Below are 21,364 nucleotides of genomic sequence, written 5' to 3'. Positions count from 1 at the left end.
GCGGCCATTTTTCATGCGCCATCCCGAGTCAGGACTGGCGAGGCTGCATCAATTGTCAAACTGGTCGCTCGGGTAGCGCAGCATGTCGGTGAGCAGGTAGGACATGGGCGTGTTCAGATTGAAGCCCTTGCCTGGCAGCGGTGATTCGAACCACTTCTTGTACAGCCTGGCAATCTCGTAGCTTTGCGCCATGGCGCGCATCTCGGTGTCGAACAGCTTCTTCATGCGCACATCGTTGGCGCGCATCATCAGCGACAGCGGCTCTATCGATTGCAGTTTGCCCACAATCTTGAACTGCTCGGGCTTGGGCGCCTGGGCGCGGTAAGCGGCCAGCAGCACGTCATCCATCAGCCAGGCGTCGGCGCTGCCGTTTTGCACGGCGGCAAAACAGGCTTCGTGGGTGGTGCATTCGGCGTGCTGCACTTTGAGGCCCGAGGCCATATGGCTGTTGAGCACTTTCAGCGAGGTAGTGCCCTTGGTGGTGATCACGCGCTTGCCGTGCAGGCTGTCAACGTCGCTGATGGGGCTGCTCGCCAGCGCCAGAATGCGCACGCCCGCCACGTAATAAGGCATGCTGAAGGCCACATGCTGGGTCTGACGCCGCTCCTTGGTGTTGGTGGTGTTGCTGCAATCGACGTCGATCTGGCCGTTGGCCAGATCGCTGAAACGGGTTTGGCCGTTGATGGCGCGGTAGCGAATATCGAGCTGCGCCAGGCCCATGCTCTGCTGCAGCTTGCCGATCAGGGCCTGGCAGATGTCTATGGCGTAGCCCACCGGTTTTTTGCTCTCGTCCGCCTCATAAGCGAAGGGCAGGCCATCGGGCCGGTAGCCGACGGTGATGACCCGGGCCGCCCGGATCTGCTCCCAGCTGTCGCCAGCGGGCGGCTGGGCCGCGTGGGAGGTTCCCAGCACTGCCAGCACGGCAGCACCTACAACAAGGTTCAAACGCATTCCACTCACACTTTCACAACAAAAAACAGCTTCTGCAGCGCGCCCCGGGCACGGGCTGCAGGGCGGCGGGCGGCGCTGGCCCCAAGCCATGCTTGCCCACTGGCATGACGGCCTCGTGACCAATGCGACAATGGCGGCCATGAGCACCGCACACCCCACCACTCTCAGCATCACCCGCCCGGACGACTGGCATATTCACCTGCGCGATGGCGCCGCTTTGGCCACCACCGTGCCGCACGCAGCACAACAATTTGCGCGCGCCATTGTCATGCCAAATTTGAAGCCGCCAGTCACCACCACTGAACTGGCGCAGGCATACCGGGAGCGCATTCTGGCGGCAGTGCCGCAAGGTCTGCAGTTCGAGCCGTTGATGACCCTGTACCTGACCGACAACCTGGCGCCCGAAGAGATCGTGCGCGCCAAGGCGGCCGGCGTGGTGGCTTGCAAGCTGTACCCGGCGGGCGCTACCACCAACAGCGACCACGGGGTGACCGATATTCGCAAGATCTATCCCACGCTCGAAGCCATGCAGCGCGAAGGCATGCTGCTGCTGGTGCACGGCGAAGTCACCAGCAGCGACATCGACCTGTTCGACCGCGAAGCCGCCTTTATCGAGGCCCACATGGTGCCGCTGCGCCGCGATTTTCCCGAGCTGAAAATCGTCTTCGAGCACATCACCACCAAGGAAGCGGCGCAGTACGTGACCGAGAGCGACCGTTTCACCGGCGCTACCATCACCGCGCAGCACCTGCTCTACAACCGCAACGCCATCTTCACCGGTGGCATTCGCCCGCACTACTACTGCCTGCCCGTGCTCAAGCGCGAAGAGCATCGCCTGGCGCTCGTCAAAGCGGCTACCAGCGGCAACAGCAAGTTCTTCCTGGGCACCGACAGCGCGCCGCACGCCGCGCAGCTCAAGGAGCACGCTACCGGTTGCGCGGGCTGCTACACCGCGCATGCGGCCATCGAGATGTATGCCGAGGTGTTTGACAACGCTGGCGCGCTCGACAAGTTGGAAGGCTTTGCCAGCTTCCATGGTCCTGATTTCTACAGTCTGCCGCGCAATACCGACCGCATCACCCTGGTGCGCGAAAGCTGGACGCCGGCCGAGAGCTTTGCCTTTGGCGAAGCCCAGCTCAAGCCGCTGCGCGCTGGCGAGGCACTGCCTTGGAAGCTGCAAGCTGCGCGCTGATTTTTGCTCGTGGTAGACGATAGAGCTGCTGGCGTTGGAGAAAATGCCAGCAGCTTTTTTATGCACAACACTGAACTGAACGCGGCCGCCGCAACGCCCTCGGTCTGGCAGGCCATCGAATGGCAAGCGCCATGGCTCCAGCCTTACCAGGCGCTGGGCGAGCAGCTGCGCCGCTTGCAAGCTGCGCAGCCGCAGCTCAGCGTGGCCGGCCTGCTCAACCAGCTGGCGCAGCACAGCGGGCTGGCCGCCAGTGCGCAGGCGCGCCGCTTTGTCCCGCAGACGGATTTGCCCGAGGGCGAGGCCTACGAAGCCTTTATCGCCCGCACCGCCTGCGTGCCCACGCGGGACAATCTGCACGACGCCTTGAACGGCCTGGTCTGGCACCGCCTGCCGCAAACCAAGGCGCGCTTCAACGCCTTGCAGGCCCAAGCCATTGCGCAATTGGGTGTTGGCGCTAAACGAGGCGCGCTGCGCGACGCGCTGACTTTGTTCGACGAAAACGGCGCGGTGCTGTTTGCGCCCGAGCCGCTGTGGCAAGCGCTGCAGGCGCGCCAGTGGCAGCGCTTGTTTGTGGAGCTGCGGCCGCTGTGGGGCGATGCGCAGTTGCTGCTGATAGGCCATGCGCTATTGGAGAAGCTGACCCAGCCGAGAAAACCAATCACGGCGCATGTTTTTTGCCACCCATTGTCCGGACGCTTGGAGCAAAATAGCGACACCGCCATCGCACAATCCCTGGACGCTGCGCGCCTTGCAAGCAAACCATTTACACCTCTGCCAGTGCTGGGTGTTCCAGGGTGGAGCCAGGAAAACGAGAACTTTTCCTTCTACGACGATGTCAGCGTATTTCGCGCGGCCCGATTGCCAGAACCACGATAAGCAATGCAATCGGATCTGTAGGTCTGCTTCCATTTTTTGCAGCTGAAGCCTTGAATTGGCAGCACTTTGCCCACAATTGGCGATCTATGCGCGTTCCCCTGTTTGGAGAAACCTCTTAAATGAAACGAATTTTTCTGTTTTTGCTCACCAACGTTGCCGTGGTGGTGGTGCTGGGCATTGTCGCCAGCCTGCTGGGCGTCAACCGCTTTCTCACCGCCAACGGCCTGAACCTGGGCGCCTTGCTCGGGTTCGCCTTCATCATGGGCTTTGGTGGCGCCATCATCTCGCTCTTGATGAGCAAGCCCATCGCCAAGATGAGCATGGGCGTGCGCATCATCAACCAGCCCCAGAGCGCTGACGAAGCCTGGATTGTCGAGACCGTGCGCCGCTTTGCCGACGCCGCTGGCATCAACATGCCCGAGGTCGGCATCTACGAGGGCGAGCCCAATGCCTTCGCGACCGGCGCGTTCAAAAACTCGTCGCTGGTGGCCGTGTCCACCGGCTTGCTGCAAGGCATGACACGCGAAGAAGTGGAAGCCGTGATCGGCCACGAAGTGGCCCACGTCGCCAATGGCGACATGGTCACCATGGCGCTGATCCAGGGCGTGATGAACACCTTTGTGGTTTTCCTCTCGCGGGTGATCGGCTACGCGGTCGACTCCTTCTTGCGCCGTAATGACGAGAACAGCTCCGGCCCCGGCATCGGCTACATGATCACCACGATCGTGCTCGACATCGTGTTCGGCTTCCTGGCCGCCATCATCGTGGCCTGGTTCTCGCGTCAGCGCGAATTCCGCGCTGACGCTGGTGCCGCGCAACTGATGGGCCGCAAGCAGCCGATGATCAACGCTCTGCACCGCCTGGGCGGCATGCAACCCGGCGCGCTGCCACAAAGCATGCAGGCCATGGGCATTACCGGCAGCCTGGGCAAGCTGTTCAGCTCGCACCCACCCATCGAAGAGCGCGTAGCCGCACTGCAAAACAGCCAGGCGCAATAAGCCCGGACAGGAATGACAAAGGCGCTGCCATTGCGGGCAGCGCCTTTTTTAATTCCCAAAAGCTATGCGGTAGCTTTTAGCGCATGCTGTAGTTCAGCTGGAACATCAGGGCTGAGGTGCCTCGCAGGTTGAGCTGGCCGCCCCAGTTCTCGTTCAGGTTCCAGCCTACGGCGGGAATGGCGGTGATGCCCCAGCCGTTCTTGTTGTTGAGCGGAATCTTCTTGTGGTAGGGGAACTTGTAGCCGTGGATCACGCCGCCGGTGAGCTTGAAAAACAGCTGCGGTGTGCTGGCAAACGGGCGCACCTGCCAGCCGTAATAAGCGTACTGGCTGGGCTGGCCGAAGGAGTTGCTGAAGTAGGCAAAGCCGGCAACCTGGTGTTCGTCGAACTGCTTTTCCGCATTGATCAGCCAGACGTAGCTGTGCTTTTCGTCGTCGGGCTCGTAGTCGTGCTTTTTCTTGGCTTCGGAGAAATGGTAGGTATACGGCGCGTAGCCGAATGTCCAGCCGGCCAGTGCCGAACCTGTATCCGCAGCGGCGGCCATGCCTGGCAGACAGCCCATGGCTGCGCCCAGGCTGGAAGCCGCCAACACGCGCACTATGGTTGCAAACATCGTTCTCCCTCGTGGCTATCAACAGAGCAACGGTGATTGTAGGTCGGGCCTGACATGGAGCAGGTTCGCAAGGCGGCACTCAGACCGCATGCGAGGTTTTTTTGCCATGTTAAGCAATGCTTAAGCCATTGCCATGTAGTGCGGCGGGCAAAAGCGGTGGCGTGTCTCGGCCACACAACGCTGGCCGGGCGGTGGCAAAGGCTGGGCTCAGCCTTGGTGCAGGTTTTGGCTCTGGCGCCACAGCAGCAGCCGAAATGGCAGCAGCATGCAAACGCCCATCAACAGCTTGACGCCCAGATCGCCTAGCGCCCAGCTGACCCAGGGCAGCGGCTCGCCAGCAAAAGCAATGCTCCAGAACACGGCGGTGTCCAGGCAGGCAGCCAGCACCGTGGCCACCAGCGGCGCACGCCACCAATTGCCGTGGCGCAGGCGGTTGAATACGGTGATGTCGAGCAACTGCGAAACGATGAACGCCGTGCCCGATGCGGCCGCAATGCGCGCCGGTGCCAGCAGCGCCGACACGGCCACCGCCACGGCGAAACCGGCCCAGGCAATGCGCCGAGCCATGGCCGGGCCATGCTGGCGGTTGGTCCATTCGCTCACCAGGAACGCAAACGGGTAGGTGAAAGCGCCCCAGGTCAGCCAGTCGTTGATGGCGTACTGCACCAGGATGTTGGATGACAGCACTACCACCACCATCGCGGCGGTGGCCGCCACTAGCTGACTACGCGAAGGAGGGAGTGCGGCATGGTTCATGTCCATGTTCGGTTTCCTTAAATACTGGCACGGCCTGTCTAAGTGACACCAAGGAAGGGCCGCCCCGCACCGTAGGTGTCGTCCTCCTGGGGGGAAGGCGCAACGCGCCTCAGGGGGTTATAAGGCTCCGCCGGAGCCGCGTGAACCCGAAGAGGGCACGGGCAGATCCAAAATGGCGCAAGCCACGGCCTCGCCTACCTTGATGCCGTCCACACCGGCCGAGAGAATGCCGCCGGCGTAGCTGGCGCCTTCGCCAGCCGGGTAAAGGCCGCGGGTGTTGTCGCTTTGGAAATCGGCGCCACGGCCAATTTTGACGGGCGACGAGGTGCGCGTTTCCACACCGGTCAGCACGGCGTCTTGCATGTCGTAGCCACGGATCTTCTTGCCAAAGGCGGGCAACGCCTCGCGCATGGCTTCAATGGCGTAAGCCGGCAAAGCCTGGTGCAAATCGCCCAGCTGGATTCCGGGCTTGTACGAGGGCTGCACGTTGCCGAACTCGGCCGATGGCTTGCCGGCGACAAAATCGCCCACCAATTGGCCGGGCGCGCTGTAGTTCTTGCCGCCGAGCACGTAGGCGCGCGACTCCAGCTGGCGCTGCAACACCACGCCAGAGAGCGGATGGAACGTGCCTGGGGCCTGCTTTTCCACTCCCAGCGTCTTGCCGTCAAACGCCCAGGCAAAGCTCTCGGCATCTTGCGGATAGTCCTCGGGGCTGATGGCGCAGACCATGCCGGCATTGGCATTGCGCTCGGCACGCGAATACTGGCTCATGCCATTGGTGACCACGCGCTCTGGCTCGCTCGTCGCGGCCACCACCGTGCCGCCAGGGCACATGCAAAAGCTGTAGACGGCGCGGCCATTTTTGGCATGGTGCACCAGCTTGTAATCGGCCGCGCCCAGCAGTGGGTGGCCGGCATCTTTGCCCCAGCGGGCGCGGTCGATCACGCTTTGCGGGTGCTCAATGCGGAAGCCCACCGAGAAAGGCTTGGCCTCCATGGCCACGCCACGCTCATAAAACATGGTGAAAGTGTCGCGTGCGCTGTGGCCCAGCGCCATTACTGCGTGCTGCGTGGGCAAGGCATAGCTCTCGCCCGTGGCCTGGTTCAGCACCTGCAGGCCCACCAGTTGGCGTTGGCCGTTGCTCTCTTCAACCTGCACATCGGTCACGCGCTGCTCAAAGCGGATCTCGCCGCCCAGGCGCACGATCTCTTCGCGAATGCCTTCGACCAGCTTCACCAGCTTGAAGGTGCCGATGTGCGGGTGGGCGGCAAACAGAATCTCGGGCGGCGCGCCGTGCTGCACAAACTCGTCCAGCACCTTGCGGCCCAGATGGCGCGGGTCTTTGATCTGGCTGTAGAGCTTGCCGTCGGAGAAAGTGCCGGCGCCGCCTTCGCCAAACTGCACGTTCGACTCGGGCGTCAGCTCGCGCTTGCGCCACAGGCGCCAGGTGTCCTTGGTGCGCTCGCGCACGGTCTTGCCGCGCTCCAGCACGATGGGCTTGAAACCCATTTGCGCCAGCACCAGGCCGGCGAACATGCCGCAAGGCCCAAAGCCCACGACGACCGGGCGCTCTGCCAGGCCGGCAGGTGCCTGGCCCACGGGCTTCCACGCCATGTCGGGCGTGGGCTGTACGTGGGAGTCGTTGGCAAAATGTGCCAGCAGCGCGGCTTCCTGGCTGGCATCGGCGAGCGTGATGTCGACGATATAGACCGCCAGCAGCGCTGCCTTGCGCGCATCAAAACTGCGCTTGTGCACATGCAAGTGCGCAATGGCCGTGCTGGCAATGCCCAGGCGCTCGGCCGCCAGTGCGGTCAGCTTCTCCAGTGGCTGGAATTCGGTGTGGTTCTCGGGGTGGTAGGGCACCGCCGCGAGGGGGAGTTTCAGTTCTGCGATCCGGATCATGGCTTGTACCTATCAAGCAAGGGCGTGATGGTAGCCTGAGTCCAGCGCATTGGCTTAATCCTGGGCCAGCGCCCATGCGAGGCAATAAGGTATGTGCGCGTTTGACGGCAGCGCCTGCGGGCGAGTTGCTCAGCGACAATGGCAGCCATGACACGCTCTTCGACTCTTCAAGTCCTTGCGGGTACGGCTCAGGCACTGAGCCCGCAACAGAAAAAATTCAACTCCCTGATGCAGCGAATTGCCAAAAAACGCGATTTATTGCGTGATTGGGAGGCTGCGATCTTGCTGTTCCATCAGCGCTATAGCGCTGAAGTGCTGCCATTGGAGCAGCAAGAGCAGCAGGTGAAGCTGGACTTGCTGCGCCTGTTTGATCGCCTGTCCGAGCAAAAACTGGCCAAGACCGACCGCGCTTACCTGCAAGAGAAGATTTGCCACTATGTGGACGTGGTCCTGCCCGCTGTGGAAGACGAGGCGGAGCGGGACGAAATCAAGGCCATCTTCAACCGCCATTCCCCGATGGACTACGACACCGAGCAGGCCGAGCTGGAGCGTGAGCGCGATGCTGTTGCGCGTCTCATGATGGAAGACCTGTTTGGCGTGGAACCGGACGAAGGCGAGCCAGTGACACCGGATGTGATGGCGCGTAAACTGCAAGAGCACCTGGAGCAGCAAGCGCAGCAAAGGCAGCAAGCACGAGAGGATGCAGCAAGCAAAAAGCGCAACAAAAAACCTTCAGCGCGTGAATTGCGCCAGCAGGAGGCGCAGCAGCAGATCAGCCAGTCCTTGCGCGAAATCTACCGCAAGCTGGTCAGCGGCCTGCACCCGGACCGCGAAACCGACCCGGCCGAGCGCGAGCGCAAAACAGCATTGATGCAGCGCGTCAACCAGGCTTATGACGCGGGCCAACTCTTGCAGCTGCTGGAGCTGCAGCTGGAGATTGAGCAAATCGACGCCGAACATATCGCAGGCTTGGGTGAGGAACGACTCAAACACTACAACCAGGTCTTGGCGGAGCAAGAGGCAGATCTGACGCACCAGGTGGAAGTGCTCAAACACTCGTTCCTGGAGCAGTACCAGATGTCCCCTTTTGAGAACTACACGCCCAAGAAAATCGGCGCCATGATGAGCGAGGATTTGGCGGGCTTGCAGAAAATGATTGTGGCCCAGCGTGATCTGCTGGAGCTGCTGACGGCGTACCCGGACATGTTCAAGCGCTGGCTCAAGGACGACCGTGCCATGCTGAGCCAGTACGAAAGAGAAATGCGAGAGAGAGACCCCTTCGACTTCTGAGTCGGCAGCCATAGCACGGCGCGAACATCGATCCGGTTTGGCTGCAGCCCAAGAGCGTGTTGACGATCTCTGCTCGGCACGAGGAGATCGTCAACAGGTTCAAGACAAGACCCGCAGCCGCGAAAAGCCCACGCCTGCGCCTTTCTCTACCCGGATTTGCGCGGGGATGCGCTCTTTGAGTGCTTCAACGTGGCTGATGATGCCGATCATCTTGCCGCTGGCGTTGAGCGCGTCGAGGGCGGCGAGCGCCACTTCGAGCGTGTCGCCGTCCAGCGTGCCAAAGCCCTCGTCGAGGAAGAGCGAGTCGATCGAGGTTTTGCTGCTGACCAGATCGGACAGCGCCAGCGCCAGTGCCAGGCTCACCAAAAAGGCCTCGCCGCCCGAAAGCGTGCGCGTGTCGCGTGCCACATCGCCTTGCCAGCTGTCCACAATGTCCAGCTCCAACTCGCCCGTGGTTTTGCGCTGCAGCAGGTAGCGGCCGTGCAGGCGCGTGAGGTGCTGGTTGGCCAGTTGCAGCAAATGGTCCAGCGTCAACCCTTGGGCGAATTTGCGGAATTTGTCGCCCTTGGCGGAGCCGATCAGGCTGTCGAGGTGCTGCCACAAATCGCTGTCGCGGGCCTGTTCGGCGATCTGTTGCAGCAAGGCTTGCTGGCTGCTGCGGCGCTGAGCGTCATCGTCCAGGCGGGCGCGTTGCGCGCCCAGGCTTTCGGCCAGGGTGCTGCGCTCGCTGTCCAGCGTTTGCAGTTGCTCGGCGATGGCGGTAGGCGGCTCTTCGGTCAGCGCTTGTTCTGCGAGTTGCTGGTGGCGCTGTTGGGCTTCGCTGAGCAGCGTGTTGCTGCGCTGTACGGCTTGTTCGAGCTGGGTTTGCAGTTGTGCGATGCGCTGCTGCTCGGCCGCTGGCAACAAGGCTTGCTCATAGGCGGCCACGCTGGCAAACGGGCTGGCTTGCAGGGCGGCTTCCCAGGCGGTTTGCGCTTGGTGGCTCGCATGTTGCAAAGCGGCCAGGCTGCTTTGCGTTTGTTCGAGCTGGCCTTGCAAATGGGCCAGTTGCTGGCTGCTGTGCTCGATTTCTTTGGCGCATTCGGCCAAGCTGACAGCTGCAGTCGCTGCCTTGCTTGGCGCGTCTGCCAAATGCTCCAGCTGTGCAGCCCGTTGTTGCCATAGTTTGCTGTCTTGCGCGGCCTGTTCCACTTGGAGCGCTTGCAAGGCTGCTTGCTGCGAAAGGCTTTGCTGCCGGGTGCTGTGCTGCTGCCATTGCTGCCAGTCTTGCTGGCGCGCTTGCAGCCAAGCTGGCGCAGCGGCCAGCTCGGGCAGGGCAAAGCCGGCTGCGACTACCGCGGTGTGCAGCGCGTGGCTGATGCTGGCGGTGTTGGCTTGTTCTTCTGCCAAGCTGGCGGCCAGGCGCTGTGCTTGCGCTTGCAGGTTGAGCTGGTCTTGCTGCAGACGCTCTTGCTGGTGCTGGGCATTTTTCAGCGCCTGCTGCGCGGCCTGGGCCTGGTCTTTGGCGCTTTGTGCGGAGCGCTCGCCGGCTTCGGCCGTTTGCAGTGCCTGGCCCAGCATTTGGGCTTGTTGTGCGGCGGTTTGCTGGGCTTGTTCCAGCGTTTCTGGGTGCTGCCAAGCGTCGTCGGCGAGCGCGGCATCTGCGGCCTGGCGCAAGCTGCTCCAGCGCGTTTGCCATTGCGAGAGTTGGGCTTGGACGCTTTGCAGCTGGCTTTGCTGGCTGCTGTGTTCACTCTGCCGGGCCGCGTGCTCGGCGCCCAGTTGTTCGCCTTGGCGTTGCAGCTCTTCCAGTTGCATTTGCGCGGTTTGCACGGCGGCTTCGGTGGTCGATACATCGAGCGCCGCGTAAGCCGCAATGGCCGGGTGTTCGTGCGATCCGCACAGCGGGCAGGCTTCACCCGGCTGCAAGGCGTGGCGCTGTTTTTCCAGGCTTTGGATGCGCTGCTCCTGCGCGAGCAACTGGCGCTTGTCGGCCAGCTTTTCTTTCTGCGCCTTGAATTGGCTGCGCAGCGTTACCAGATCGGCTTCTTGCTGCTGCAGGCGTGTGGCGAGGGTTTGCAAACTGGTTTGCAACTGCTGGGCTTGTTGCGCCATAGGCTGGCGCTGCTGCACATGGTCTTGCAGCTGTTGCCAGCTGTGCAGGTGTTGCTGAGCAGCTTGCCAGTGTGAGCGCAATTGCGCCAAGCTGCCGCCGTGCGTGGCTAACAAACTTTGCTGGGCTTGCGCTGCTTGCTGCGCAGCGCTGTCGGCCTGTTGCCAGGTGGTGTTGGCGCTTTGCAGCTTGCTTGCTTGCTCCGCCATTTGTGTCTGCAATTGCTCGCAGTGCCGCTTTGTATTTTGCAACTCGGTTTGCACGCGCTGCAGTTGCTGCTCAGCATGCTGGCGCTGCTCCAGTTGCTCGCGCCAGCCGCTCAATTGCTCGCCCAGCAAGGCGTGGCTGGCATGCGTTTGCAACCACTGCGCCACGTCAGCCAATTGCTGTTGCTGGGCTTGCAGCAGTTGTTCAGCATCTTCTTGTGCGTGCCGTGCCAATTGCACGGCTTGCTGGTGGCTGTGCCAGTGCGCGGCGCGGTTTGCTTGCAACGCTGTTTGCAGTTGCAGCAGTTGCTCTTGGCCCTTGTTATATGCGGCCACGGCTTGGAGCCAGCGCTCGTGCAGCGGTTGCAGCGCTTGGGCCGGGCCATGTGCTTGCAGGCGCTGCAACTCGGGCTCGGCGGCTTGCAGCGCTTGCTGCGCCTGCATTTGTGCTGTGGCCGCGTGCGCTTGCTGTTGGGCGGCTTGCGCGGTGTTGTCTTGCCAGCGTTGCAGGGTTTGCAGTTGGCCTTGGCGTTGCTGCAGTTCGCTGAGCGTGGTTTGCAGTTGTGCGGCTTCGGCTTGCAGTTGTTCGCGCGCTTCTTCTGTGAGCAATTGCATGCCGGCGGCGCGGGCCTGGTTTTGCTCCAACGCCTGGCGGGCATCGCGGGCGCGCTCAAACACGGTTTGCGAAATCTGGCCGTAGATGTCGGTGCCGGTCAGCTCTTCGAGCAGTTCGGCGCGGCTGTTGGCACTGGCTTCCAGAAAAGCCGCAAAGCCGCCTTGGGCGAGCAGCATGGATTTGGTGAAGCGCTCAAAGTCCAGGCCAGTGATCTGCGCCATTTGCTTGAGCTTGTCGCTGCTGTGGTTGCTCAGAATCTGGCCATCGGCCACGCGCGCCAGCTCCACCTTGGGCGCTTGCAGCGCGCCGTCGGCCTTGTTGCGGGCGCGGCGCTGGCTCCAGAAGGCGCGGTAGGCGGTGCCTTTGACCTCGAACTCCACCTCGGCCATGCAGTCGGCGCTGTGGCGCGTCATCAGGTCGTTGGTGCTGGTGCTGATGCTGGCCAGGCGCGGCGTGCGGTGGTAGAGCGCCAGGCAGATGGCGTCGAGCAGGGTGGATTTGCCCGCGCCGGTAGGCCCGGTGATGGCGAACAGGCTGTTGTCGGCGAAGGGCGCGGCCGTGAAGTCCAGCTCCCAATCGCCTTGCAGCGAGTTGAGGTTGCGCAGGCGCAGCTTGAGGATTTTCATGTGGCGTCTCCGTTGGGGGCGGTCAGCGCATCGACCACGCTGCGGTAGCGCTCGGTCAGCGCTTGTTGCAGTGGCGGCTCCAGCGCTTCTTGCGCCAAGCGGCGCGCAAAGACCTCGTGCGGCGTCAGCGTGTCGAGCGATTCCAGGGTTTCGCTGAACAGCTGCGGCGCCGCATTGCCGCGCTGGCGCTTGATGCGCAGCACTTGTACGGGCAAGCCCTCGGCCAGCGCTTGTACGCGCGCAGGCAGATCGGCCAGGTAGTCGTCTTCTTCGATGGTGATGTCGAGCCAGACGGGCAGCGCTGCGGAGCCTTTGGCGGCGCTGGTTTTGAGCGCTTCCGGCAAGCTGGCCAGTGTGCTGCGAATGGCTTCCATCGGCTGGAACACGGGCACGGGCAGCGCGGTGAGCTTTTGCAAGCCGCTGGCATCCAGGTCCACCAGCAGCACTTGTTTGGACTGGCGCGCTTCGTCAAAGCCCAGCGCAATCGGTGAGCCGCTGTAGCGGATGTGCTCGAATCCGCCCACCGTCTGCGGCTGGTGGATGTGGCCGAGCGCGATGTAATCGACCGGTGGGAAAGCGTTGGTGGGAAAGGCTTCGAGCGAGCCCACATAGATTTCGCGGACCGATTCGTTGCTGCTGGCGCCCACCGTGGTGAGGTGGCCGGTGGCGATGATGGGCAAGCGGCGACCCAGCGTTTGCTGCAGGGCAGATTGCTGGGCCAGCGCGGCTTCGTAGACCTGCTGGTAGGTGGACTGGATGGCGGTTTGCAGCGCCAGCTGTTTGTCTTGCGCAGTTTGCCCGGCCTGGCTTTGCTGTACATCGCGGGCACGGATAAAGGGCAACGCACAGACGATGCAGCCGGGCTCGCCATTGGCGCGCAGCGGCAAGCTGATGGCGTGCTGTGGCGCTGCGCCGGTAGAGGCGATCACCTGCGTGCCCAGGTGGCGCAGCAGCTCGCGGCTTTCGTCGAGCACGCTGACCGAATCGTGGTTGCCGCCCAGAATGAGCAATGCCACGCCGGCCTGGTGCAGTTGGGCGATCAGCTGGTTGTAGAGCTCGCGGGCGTAGCTGGGCGGCGCGCCGGTGTCAAAGATGTCGCCGGCAATCAGCACGGCATCTACCTCGTGGTGGCGCACCTGGTCCAGCAGCCAGGCGATCAGCGCCCGGTGTTCGGCCTGGCGGCTTTGGCCCATGAAATGCTGGCCCAGGTGCCAGTCCGAGGTGTGAAGAATGCGCATGCGGTGGGGCGGTGGAGAAGATCGACAAACCCCTCGATGGTAGTGGCTGGCGCAGGGCTGGCAGGGCCAGATGGCGCAAGGGGCTGAGAAATGTTACTTGTGTAATCGATGCATTGTTTTCAATTGCGTTTGCCTATAATTCGCCGCAACCGGATTGTTGCTCGTGGGGAGTGGCAGCGTGGTCAATGCAGCAGGCCTGTGCGAGTGCCCGCTGCCTAATGGAGGGATAACATGGCAAAGTTTGCAAGCTGGGTGGCAATGGCTGCCGTGGTGGCGGGGGCCGGTCTGGTCGGTTGTGGCAAGAAGGACGAGGCGCCCAAGCCTGCCGCCGGTGCGCCTGCGGCGGCTCCGGCAGCCGCTCCTGCAGCGCCCGCCGCCAAGGTGCAGGCCGGCAAGTGGAGCGCCACGACCGAAATGGGTGGCCCCATGGGCGCCCAGGCTCTGGCCGGCATGGAGCAGGCGATCAAGTCCATGACGCCCGAGCAGAAAAAGGCCGCCAACCTGGAGAACGCCCGCTTTGAAGGTGGCAAGCTGATCCAGGAGATGTGCATCACCCCCGAGATGGCCAGCAAGACTTTGCAGGCCGTGGCTGATTCGCAGCTCAAGAACGTGCCGGGCTGCAAGGCGCCCGAGCTCAAGACCGACGGCAACAAGGAAACCATGAGCTTCAGCTGCAGCGAAGGCAAGATGAGCATGGTGCTGGAAGCCGTTTACACCTCGCCCACCGAGAACACGGTGACCAGCAAGCTCGACATGGGCGGCCAGGGCATGCAGACGACGGTGACGAGCAAGCGCATCGGCGACTGCTGATCGACTGTCACAGGCATTGCGAGCCGGAGCGCAGCCACCCTTGGCGGGGGCTGCGCTTTTTTATCGCCGCTTGTTGCCCGTCGAGCCTTGTTTTTGCCAGTAAGTGAACTCGTCCTCGTGCACCTCGTAGTCCAGCTCCAGCAAGCGGGCCTGCATGCGCTCCTGGGCGTCGGCCACGCCCTGGTTGTAGATGCTGGGGCCGATCTCTTGCAGGAAGAAGCCGAGCAAGGCTCCGGCGGTGATGTTGCCGATGGGCTCGTCCATGTTTTCGGCAAAGTATTTTTCGATGGACGCAATGGCTTGTTGGCGGGTGGCGGCGGAGAGTTCGATGGGCATGGTGCTGTAGCAGCAGGTGTTGACCCTGCAGCATAGCGAGCACGGAAGGTGCTTAAGCTTTATCTGGGAATCGCAGGTTTGTTGCGTGCAGCTTCTCGCAGGCAATTTTTCTAACTGGCGTTGCTTGGCTTTTGTGTGCCACAGTTGGCCGGGTCTCGCCCCGGCGGGCGACTGACTTTCTTGCTGCACGGCAAGAAAGTCAGCAAAGAAACGTGCCCTACATCCATCGACCCTGAAAGCTTCGCGAGGCGAATCTTTCAGGGCAACCTGCGCTCGAAGCAAACGACGGCGTGCGGCATAACTTACTGCGCGCCAAGGCGCTCCGTTCGAACAGATGCCGCAAGTCAGTTCACGAATTTTGGCTGTCCTGCGGCAGCCAAACCGCCGCCGTTTACTCCGATCGCAGGCGCTGGCTGAAGGGGTGAAGAAACAGCCAACAGCCTGCAAGAGCTGCGCTCATTATTGCCAGCTTGTGCAGACTTATAGCCGCTGGTGTTACCACTCCCGCAGGAGAAGGAGAAAAACCGCCACTCATCGTCAACGACACTCGTTCATCCACGAAGCTATCCCGCACCCACCCCTTTTGCATGCGCCGAGGAGCGCAGGGCGTGGGCTGGCAGTTGCACCGCAGAGTGCAACTGCTTCGTGCTCTGGCTCACCGTGTCTGTTTGAACGGAGAGCCTTTGGCTCGAAGTGAGTTACACGGTGCAGCACACACCCGAGCACTCGCAGGTTGCCCTCTTGAATTTCGCCAAAGCGAAATTCAAAGGGACGCAGGCAGCAGGGGCCGCCTTGCTTTGGTTACTTTCATTGGCGGCGCAATGAAAGTAACTGCGCCGCCGGGCGCACATCCCGGCATCTGCGCGAAGCGCAGAAGTCCTTATCAATGGACGCAACTGCTCGCCACTCTGCGTCCACCACATCCCCAGCCACAGCAATCATTGCCCGCCACGCCCAAGTGGCAAACGCCCCTCACCTGTCACCCGCGCCACGCGCAATCACTCCCTCCGCTGCTAAGCTGCAACGCAATTAACAGACCCAAGGAGACACTTGTATGAGCGCTGCCAGCCAAGAGATGCTGCACATCCCCGAAGCCGAACTGCACAGCTTGGCGCTGCGTGTGCTGCAGCACCTGGGTTTGTCGCAGCGCCATGCGGCGGCGATTGCGCGCATTGTGGTGGCTGGCCAGCGCGATGCCTGCCAATCGCATGGCATCTACCGCATTTTGAGCGTGGCGCAGACCATTCGTACCGGCCTCGTCGATCTGCAGGCCGAGCCGGTGGTGCAGGCCACGCAAGGCGCGATCACGCGGGTAGATGCACGCCAGGCTTTTTCGCCCTTGGCTTTGGAGGCCGGCTTGCCGCAGCTGGTGGCGGCTACGCGCCAGCTCGGCCTGGGGGCTCTGGTGATCAACCACTGTTTTCACTTCAGCGCGCTCTGGCCCGAAGTGGAGATGCTCACCGAGCAAGGCCTGGCGGCTTTGGTGATGACGCCCAGCCACGCCTGGGTGGCACCGGCTGGCGGCAAGCAAGGCGTGTTCGGCACCAACCCGATTGCGTTTGGCTGGCCGCGGCCCGGCCCTTATCCGTATGTTTTTGACTTTGCCACCAGCGCCATTGCGCGCGGCGATCTGGAGCTGCACCGCCGCGCCGGCCTGCCGCTGCCAGCCGGCGCAGGCGTGGATGCTGATGGCCAGCCGTCAACCGATCCGGTCGCGGTGGCCAAGGGCGCGATGCTGACTTTTGGTGGCCACAAGGGATCGGCTTTGTCGACCATGGTGGAGCTGATGGCTGGTGCCCTGGTGGGCGATTTGACGAGCCAGGGCTCAATGGCTTTTGACGCAGGCAAAGGCGGCATGCCCTACCACGGCCATTTGCTGCTGGCGTTTGACCCGGTGCGTTTTTCGGGCGGCGATGCGCAAGCCGGCGAGCAACGCGCCGAGGCCCTATTCGCCGCCATTACCGAGCAAGGCGCGCGCCTGCCTTCGGAGCGCCGTTTTGCCGCCCGCGCCGAAAGTGCCAAGCACGGCATCAGCGTTCCGCGTGCCTTGCTGCAAGATGTGGAAGCGCTGCTGCGCACTTGAGCACCGCGCCTGCCGCTGTCAGAGCGTGTTTACGATCTCAGACCCCCAGCGGCAAATCCGCGTGCTTGAGCGTGCGCAGCACAAAGCTCGACTGGCTGTGGCGTATGCCTTTGATCTTGTAGAGTTTTTCACGCAGCAGGCGCTCGTAATCGCGCGTGTCCTTGACGACGATGCGCAGCAGATAGTCGTACTCGCCTGATACCAGGTGCGCCTCTACCACCTCGGGGATGGTGGCCAGCACCTCGCCAAATTTTTCCAGCGTGTTGTCACTGTGGCTGTCCAGCGTCACCATCACCAGCACGGTATCGGCCAAGCCCAGCGCTTGCGGTGACAGGCGCACCGAGTAACCCTGGATCACGCCCGCTTCTTCGAGCTTTTTGATACGGCCCCAGCATGGCGAAGCACTCAGCCCGACAGCCTGCCCTATCTCTTGCAGGCTGGCGCGGCTGTTGCGCTGCAGCTGGGCGAGGATTTTGCGGTCTAGCGCATCCAAAAGCATATTTTTCTTTCAATCGAACTTGTGCAGAATATTTTTCCATTATCAAGCGCATTAAGCGGTAAATCAAAATAATTTTTGGCGCATCTATCCGCATAATTTCTGCATCGAAACACTTTTACCGAAGCCGATTTCCAGCAGAGCCTGTTTACCGACAGCCCCTCTCGCCACCAGCCCCCAGGCGGTTACCGCTGCCATGGGGGCTGGTTGTTGTTGCTTGTGCTCCACGCCCACTGCGGGCGACAGGCGCCTGCCACGGCTGCGGCAAGCAGTCTGTTGCAATCACGCGCCGCGGCTCTCTGTCCTACAGCGTGCGCTCGTGGCATAGTGGCGCCAAACCACTGCACAACAAGCGAGCTATGTTCAAGCGACTCAATGATTTGTCCGAAAGCCACGGCGCCTTGCAGCCGGGCAAAGGCATGGTGGCCGGCGTGATTGCGCTGATTTTGGCGGCCCTGTGTTTTCTGGGCGTCATGGCCTTCCACTTTCCACAATACCTGACCACGCCCGAGCTGCGCCGCAGCTACAACGTGGACATGCTGCGCCAGCTGCTTTTCTGGTGCATGGTGATCGCTGGTGGCCTGTCGGTGGCGCTGATCGTGCTGGGCCGCGTGCGCTGGCTCGCTGCCTCGGCATTCGGGCTGGTGGCGCTGGCGGCACTGCTGGGCGGGCACAAGGTGCCGGTGGGCGAGTTCAGCACAGACACGCCTTATATCGGGCTGGATTGGTTCATTCTCGATCTGCTGGGCAGCTCGCTGATCTTCATCTTTGTCGAAAAGCTGTTTGCGCTGCGCAAGGACCAGCCAGTTTTTCGCCCCGAGTGGCAAACCGATTTTCACCACTTTCTGGTCAACCACATGGTGGTCGGCTTTATCTTGCTGGCCACCAATTTGCTGGTGCACAAGCTGTTTGGCTGGGCCGCGAACGACGGCATCCGCGGCTGGATTGCGCACCTGAACTTCTGGGTGGCGTTGTTCCTGATCATCCTGGTGGCCGACATGGTGCAGTACTGGACGCACCGCGCCTACCACGAAGTGCCGCTGCTGTGGCGCATTCACGCGGTGCACCACAGCGTCAAAAGCATGGACTGGCTGGCCGGCTCGCGCCAGCACATTCTGGAGCTGCTAATCACCCGCACCCTGGTGCTGGCCCCGATTTATGTGCTGGGCTTCAGCAAGGAAGTGATCGACGCCTACATCATCATCGTCGGCTTCCAGGCCGTGTTCAACCACGCCAACGTCAGCGTGCGCCTGGGGCCGCTGCGCTACCTGATCGTCACGCCCAATTTCCACCACTGGCACCACAGCCAGGACGACGAAGCCATCGACAAAAACTACGCCGCGCACTTTGCATTTTTGGACTACCTGTTTGGCACCGCCGTCAAAAGCGACAAGCTCTGGCCCAAGGACTACGGCGTGGTGGGCGACTATGTGCCCAACGGCTTTTTCAAACAGCTGAAGTTTCCGTTTACCTGGAAAGGTTGAAAGCTGACCGATCACCAGCAACCAAGAGCCTCCATAGCGGAGGCTCTATAATTTTTATAGCTACCAGCGCCAATTAAGCGGTCATTCCCGCGCGCTTTTCTGCCCCAGACCATGACATCCACCACCGAATCCCCCGCTGATTTTTGCGCCACTGCCATGGTGCTGGCCGCTGGCCGCGGCGAGCGCATGCGCCCACTGACCGACCACACGCCCAAGCCGCTGCTGCCCGTACACGGCCAGCCGCTGATGCAGTACAGCATGGAGCAATTGGCGGCGGCTGGTGTAGAGCGCCTGGTGATCAACACCGGCTGGCTGGGCCAGCAAGTGGCGGATGCCTGGCCGGCCGCGCCAGCACGGGCGCAAATCGGCGCGCAGCAAGTGCAGATTCGCTACTCGCGCGAAGACCTGGATTTTGGCGGCGGCATCGAGACCACGGGAGGCATCAGCCGTGCGCTGCCGCTGTTGGATGAGGCGTTCTGGCTGGTATCCGGTGATGTTTTCATCCCCGGTTTTCCGTTTGCCGAGGCGCTACGCCAGCAGTTCGCCGCGTCGAAAGACCTGGCCCATCTGTGGCTGGTGCCGAACGCGCCGCACCACCCCAAGGGCGATTTTGTACTGACGGAAACCGGCCGTGCCGAGAACCCGGCTGCGGACGACACGCGCCCGCGCCTCACTTACTGCTCAGTGGCGCTGCTCAAGACCGAGCTGTTCCGCCAGCCTTATTGCGATATTGCGCCGGGCAACCCGCAAGGCACCAAGATGCCGCTGGTGCAGCAACTGCGCGCCGCCATGCAGGCTGGCCGTTGCGGCGCTACGCGCTACGACGGCACTTGGGTGGATGTGGGCACGCCGGAGCGGCTGGCCGCCATCAACGCCTAAGAACGCTCTACAAATCCTTGACCATGGAGATGTGGGCAATGCCTGCTTCTTCGTAAGGCTCGCCCACCACGGTAAAGCCAGCGCGGCGGTAGAAATTTTCAGCCGTGCGCTGCGCATGCAGCTCTACCTGGCGTTTGCCGTGGCGTTGCGCGGCATCGACCAAAGCATCCAACACCTGGCGCCCCAGTTGCGTACCGCGCAAGGGCCGCGCCACGGCCATGCGGCCAATGCGCATCACGTCGGAGCGCGTGGCTTCGTTGGCGCTGGGCAGCATGCGGCCGGTGGCCACGCACATGCCCAGCCCGTTGATGGCCACGGCGTGCAGCGAGGTCACATCGAACTCGTCAGCCTCTATCTCCACCGGAATGCCCTGCTCGCGCACAAACACCTGCATGCGTAAACGCATGGCATCTTGGCCCAGCACGTTCCAGCTGCCAGTCTTGACTTCGACCATGGGCTCGCCCGCTTCGTAGCGCTGCGCCATCTGGCGGTAAGCATCGGGCAGGCGCTGTGGCTTTTGCGCGCTGTCGGCAAACACATAGACCATGGTGGCGCTGACCAGCAGCTTGTCGGCACAGAAAATGCCCGCCTCGAACTGCACCGAGGTGTTGCCGAGCTTGGCGCAGCGGATACCTATGTCGAGCACATCATCCAGCCGCGCCGAGGCATGGTATTCCAGCTGCGTGGCTTTCAGGAACAGCTCGCCGCCCAGGCGCTGCACGCCCTCTTCATACGGCACGGCCAGTTGGCGCCAGTATTCGGACATGCCGATATCGACATAGTTCAAATAGTGGGCGTTGAAGACCACCTTCTGCAGATCGACCTCGGACCAGCGCACACGCTGGCGGCTGCGGCAGCGGAAATCGGCGAGCGAGGTGGCGGGTTGCGGGTGGAGAGTGAGGGGTTCAAGCGACATGGGCAAGAGAAAATCAGTTTCGCGGGAGATGGCGCGTCCACTAAAAGCATATATTTTTCAGCGTCACGCTCTGAGAACAACGCTGCAGGGGCGACGCCTCAGCAATGCAATAAAAGCCGAGGCGAGTTTAGCGCATGGGCGCTTGCTGCTACAGCCTTGGCTGGGCCGACAGCGCACACAATGCGCCGGGCCCCGCAAGCAGCAGCGGCATCAAACCCAGTTTTCCAACCTCAAGCCGCCGACACGTTCAAACTCTTTGAGATTGTTGGTTACCAGGACGGAGGCAAGACTGCGTGCATGACCGGCAATTTGGACATCAAAGGGGCCGATGGGTTTTCCCGCTTGCTCCAGCTCAGCGCGAATTTGTGCTGCATGATCCGCCGCTGTTGTGTTGAAAGGCAGCACCTCGAGCATGGCGAAAAAGCTCTGCAACGCGATCAGCGTTTTGTGCATGGACTTCGATTTGTAGGCGCCATACAGCAGCTCAAAGCGGGTCACTTCGGAGATACACATCAGCGATGCGTGGGCGTTGAACTTGGGCAGAACATGCGCAGGCCGCTCGTTGATAACGTAAATGCACATGTTCGTGTCGAGCATGTAGCGGCTCATTTGAGAGCCACCCGCTTTTGCATGCCGGGTTGCTCGCGTTGCGGCAACTGGGCATCTGCGTCGGTGGTTTGGGCAAACCAAGCGTCCCAGGTTCGCTCGACAGGCGCAATGATCCGGGTATGGCCAATGCTCACGATGGAAACCTCCTGAACATCCTGCCCATACTCAGCCGCTTTGGGCAAGCGAAGTGCCTGGCTTTTGTTGTTGAAAAACAGTCTAGCAGTCAGCATGGAGACCTCCTGACATCAATACATATACACATTGTATATGCAGGCCATATTTTCAGCAAAGCTCGGCAAGTGGCATGACGGGCATACCAACCCGACCATCAAGCACGCTGCTCCCCAAAGGGAAGCCGCTTGGCAGAAATGCTTGGAGATAAAAGCGAACGCGAA

General features: G+C 62.0%; 19 protein-coding genes. 8 read left to right on the top strand and 11 right to left on the bottom strand.

Annotated elements, in window-relative coordinates:
* Positions 1 to 48 precede the first annotated feature (48 nt).
* Positions 49 to 945 (bottom strand): amino acid ABC transporter substrate-binding protein, encoded by an 897-nt coding sequence (locus ACFIQF_RS16770; protein ID WP_393944619.1) that lies wholly within the window; start codon positions 943 to 945, stop codon positions 49 to 51.
* Positions 946 to 1,090: 145 nt separating this feature from the next.
* Between ACFIQF_RS16770 and pyrC the strand changes: the two genes are divergently transcribed.
* From pyrC to htpX, 3 genes are all read left to right on the top strand, one after another.
* Positions 1,091 to 2,143 carry a dihydroorotase gene (gene pyrC, locus ACFIQF_RS16765; RefSeq protein WP_393944617.1) on the top strand — a complete coding sequence of 351 codons (1,053 nt, stop codon included), beginning with the start codon at positions 1,091 to 1,093 and terminating at the stop codon, positions 2,141 to 2,143.
* A 60-nt stretch (positions 2,144 to 2,203) separates the two neighbouring features.
* Positions 2,204 to 3,019, top strand: coding sequence for a DUF3025 domain-containing protein (locus tag ACFIQF_RS16760; protein WP_393944616.1), 816 nt, complete (start codon positions 2,204 to 2,206; stop codon positions 3,017 to 3,019).
* A gap of 119 nt (positions 3,020 to 3,138) precedes the next feature.
* Complete coding sequence (gene htpX, locus ACFIQF_RS16755) at positions 3,139 to 4,017, top strand: protease HtpX (protein ID WP_393944614.1); 879 nt, start codon at positions 3,139 to 3,141, stop codon at positions 4,015 to 4,017.
* A gap of 76 nt (positions 4,018 to 4,093) precedes the next feature.
* Here the strand turns inward: htpX and ACFIQF_RS16750 are convergent, their stop codons facing one another.
* From ACFIQF_RS16750 to ACFIQF_RS16740, 3 genes are all read right to left on the bottom strand, one after another.
* Positions 4,094 to 4,630: a hypothetical protein gene (locus ACFIQF_RS16750; RefSeq protein ID WP_393944612.1), complete on the bottom strand. Its 537-nt coding sequence runs from the start codon at positions 4,628 to 4,630 to the stop codon at positions 4,094 to 4,096.
* A gap of 207 nt (positions 4,631 to 4,837) precedes the next feature.
* Positions 4,838 to 5,386, bottom strand: coding sequence for a VUT family protein (locus tag ACFIQF_RS16745; RefSeq protein WP_393944860.1), 549 nt, complete (start codon positions 5,384 to 5,386; stop codon positions 4,838 to 4,840).
* A 117-nt stretch (positions 5,387 to 5,503) separates the two neighbouring features.
* Positions 5,504 to 7,288 (bottom strand): NAD(P)/FAD-dependent oxidoreductase, encoded by a 1,785-nt coding sequence (locus ACFIQF_RS16740; protein ID WP_393944610.1) that lies wholly within the window; start codon positions 7,286 to 7,288, stop codon positions 5,504 to 5,506.
* Between the two features lie 228 nt (positions 7,289 to 7,516).
* Between ACFIQF_RS16740 and ACFIQF_RS16735 the strand changes: the two genes are divergently transcribed.
* On the top strand, positions 7,517 to 8,578 hold the full coding sequence (locus tag ACFIQF_RS16735) for a molecular chaperone DnaJ (RefSeq protein ID WP_393944608.1): 1,062 nt from the start codon (positions 7,517 to 7,519) through the stop codon (positions 8,576 to 8,578).
* Between the two features lie 99 nt (positions 8,579 to 8,677).
* Here ACFIQF_RS16735 and ACFIQF_RS16730 read toward each other — a convergent pair whose 3' ends face one another.
* Together ACFIQF_RS16730 and sbcD are read right to left on the bottom strand one after the other, a co-directional pair.
* Positions 8,678 to 12,118, bottom strand: a complete 3,441-nt coding sequence (locus ACFIQF_RS16730) for an AAA family ATPase (protein WP_393944607.1) — start codon at positions 12,116 to 12,118, stop codon at positions 8,678 to 8,680.
* Complete coding sequence (gene sbcD / locus ACFIQF_RS16725) at positions 12,115 to 13,356, bottom strand: exonuclease subunit SbcD (protein WP_393944606.1); 1,242 nt, start codon at positions 13,354 to 13,356, stop codon at positions 12,115 to 12,117. Before sbcD ends, ACFIQF_RS16730 begins: the two co-directional genes overlap by 4 nt.
* A 231-nt stretch (positions 13,357 to 13,587) precedes the next feature.
* Here sbcD and ACFIQF_RS16720 point away from each other — a divergent pair, with 231 nt between their 5' ends.
* Positions 13,588 to 14,166 (top strand): DUF3617 domain-containing protein, encoded by a 579-nt coding sequence (locus tag ACFIQF_RS16720; protein ID WP_393944604.1) that lies wholly within the window; start codon positions 13,588 to 13,590, stop codon positions 14,164 to 14,166.
* A gap of 60 nt (positions 14,167 to 14,226) precedes the next feature.
* Here the strand turns inward: ACFIQF_RS16720 and ACFIQF_RS16715 are convergent, their stop codons facing one another.
* Positions 14,227 to 14,502 carry a DUF2164 domain-containing protein gene (locus ACFIQF_RS16715; RefSeq protein WP_393944602.1) on the bottom strand — a complete coding sequence of 92 codons (276 nt, stop codon included), beginning with the start codon at positions 14,500 to 14,502 and terminating at the stop codon, positions 14,227 to 14,229.
* 1,054 nt (positions 14,503 to 15,556) lie between these two features.
* Here ACFIQF_RS16715 and ACFIQF_RS16710 point away from each other — a divergent pair.
* Positions 15,557 to 16,585 (top strand): Ldh family oxidoreductase, encoded by a 1,029-nt coding sequence (locus ACFIQF_RS16710; protein ID WP_393944600.1) that lies wholly within the window; start codon positions 15,557 to 15,559, stop codon positions 16,583 to 16,585.
* Between the two features lie 37 nt (positions 16,586 to 16,622).
* Here ACFIQF_RS16710 and ACFIQF_RS16705 read toward each other — a convergent pair whose 3' ends face one another.
* Entirely contained in the window at positions 16,623 to 17,078 is a 456-nt protein-coding gene (locus ACFIQF_RS16705; protein ID WP_393944858.1) for an Lrp/AsnC family transcriptional regulator, read from the bottom strand.
* A gap of 362 nt (positions 17,079 to 17,440) precedes the next feature.
* Here ACFIQF_RS16705 and ACFIQF_RS16700 point away from each other — a divergent pair, with 362 nt between their 5' ends.
* Positions 17,441 to 18,565 (top strand): sterol desaturase family protein, encoded by a 1,125-nt coding sequence (locus ACFIQF_RS16700; protein ID WP_393944598.1) that lies wholly within the window; start codon positions 17,441 to 17,443, stop codon positions 18,563 to 18,565.
* A gap of 111 nt (positions 18,566 to 18,676) precedes the next feature.
* The gene (locus ACFIQF_RS16695) at positions 18,677 to 19,444 is read left to right on the top strand and encodes a nucleotidyltransferase family protein (protein ID WP_393944596.1); all 768 of its coding nucleotides are present in this window, start codon (positions 18,677 to 18,679) and stop codon (positions 19,442 to 19,444) included.
* Positions 19,445 to 19,451: 7 nt separating this feature from the next.
* Here the strand turns inward: ACFIQF_RS16695 and ACFIQF_RS16690 are convergent, their stop codons facing one another.
* The 3 genes from ACFIQF_RS16690 to vapB form a co-directional block, all read right to left on the bottom strand.
* A complete protein-coding gene (locus ACFIQF_RS16690) occupies positions 19,452 to 20,360 on the bottom strand; it encodes a YbgC/FadM family acyl-CoA thioesterase (protein ID WP_393944594.1) in 909 nt (302 codons plus the stop codon).
* A gap of 210 nt (positions 20,361 to 20,570) precedes the next feature.
* Positions 20,571 to 20,957 (bottom strand): type II toxin-antitoxin system tRNA(fMet)-specific endonuclease VapC, encoded by a 387-nt coding sequence (gene vapC, locus ACFIQF_RS16685; RefSeq protein WP_393944593.1) that lies wholly within the window; start codon positions 20,955 to 20,957, stop codon positions 20,571 to 20,573.
* Between the two features lie 8 nt (positions 20,958 to 20,965).
* The gene (gene vapB, locus ACFIQF_RS16680; RefSeq protein WP_393944591.1) at positions 20,966 to 21,199 is read right to left on the bottom strand and encodes a type II toxin-antitoxin system VapB family antitoxin; all 234 of its coding nucleotides are present in this window, start codon (positions 21,197 to 21,199) and stop codon (positions 20,966 to 20,968) included.
* Between the last annotated feature and the right edge of the window lie 165 nt (positions 21,200 to 21,364).

This window comes from Comamonas trifloxystrobinivorans (assembly GCF_043359985.1).
In the GTDB taxonomy this organism is placed as follows: Bacteria; Pseudomonadota; Gammaproteobacteria; order Burkholderiales; family Burkholderiaceae_C; genus Comamonas; species Comamonas trifloxystrobinivorans.
The sequence above is the reverse complement of the archived record's forward strand: the minus strand, read 5'-3'. Positions and strand labels throughout refer to the sequence as shown.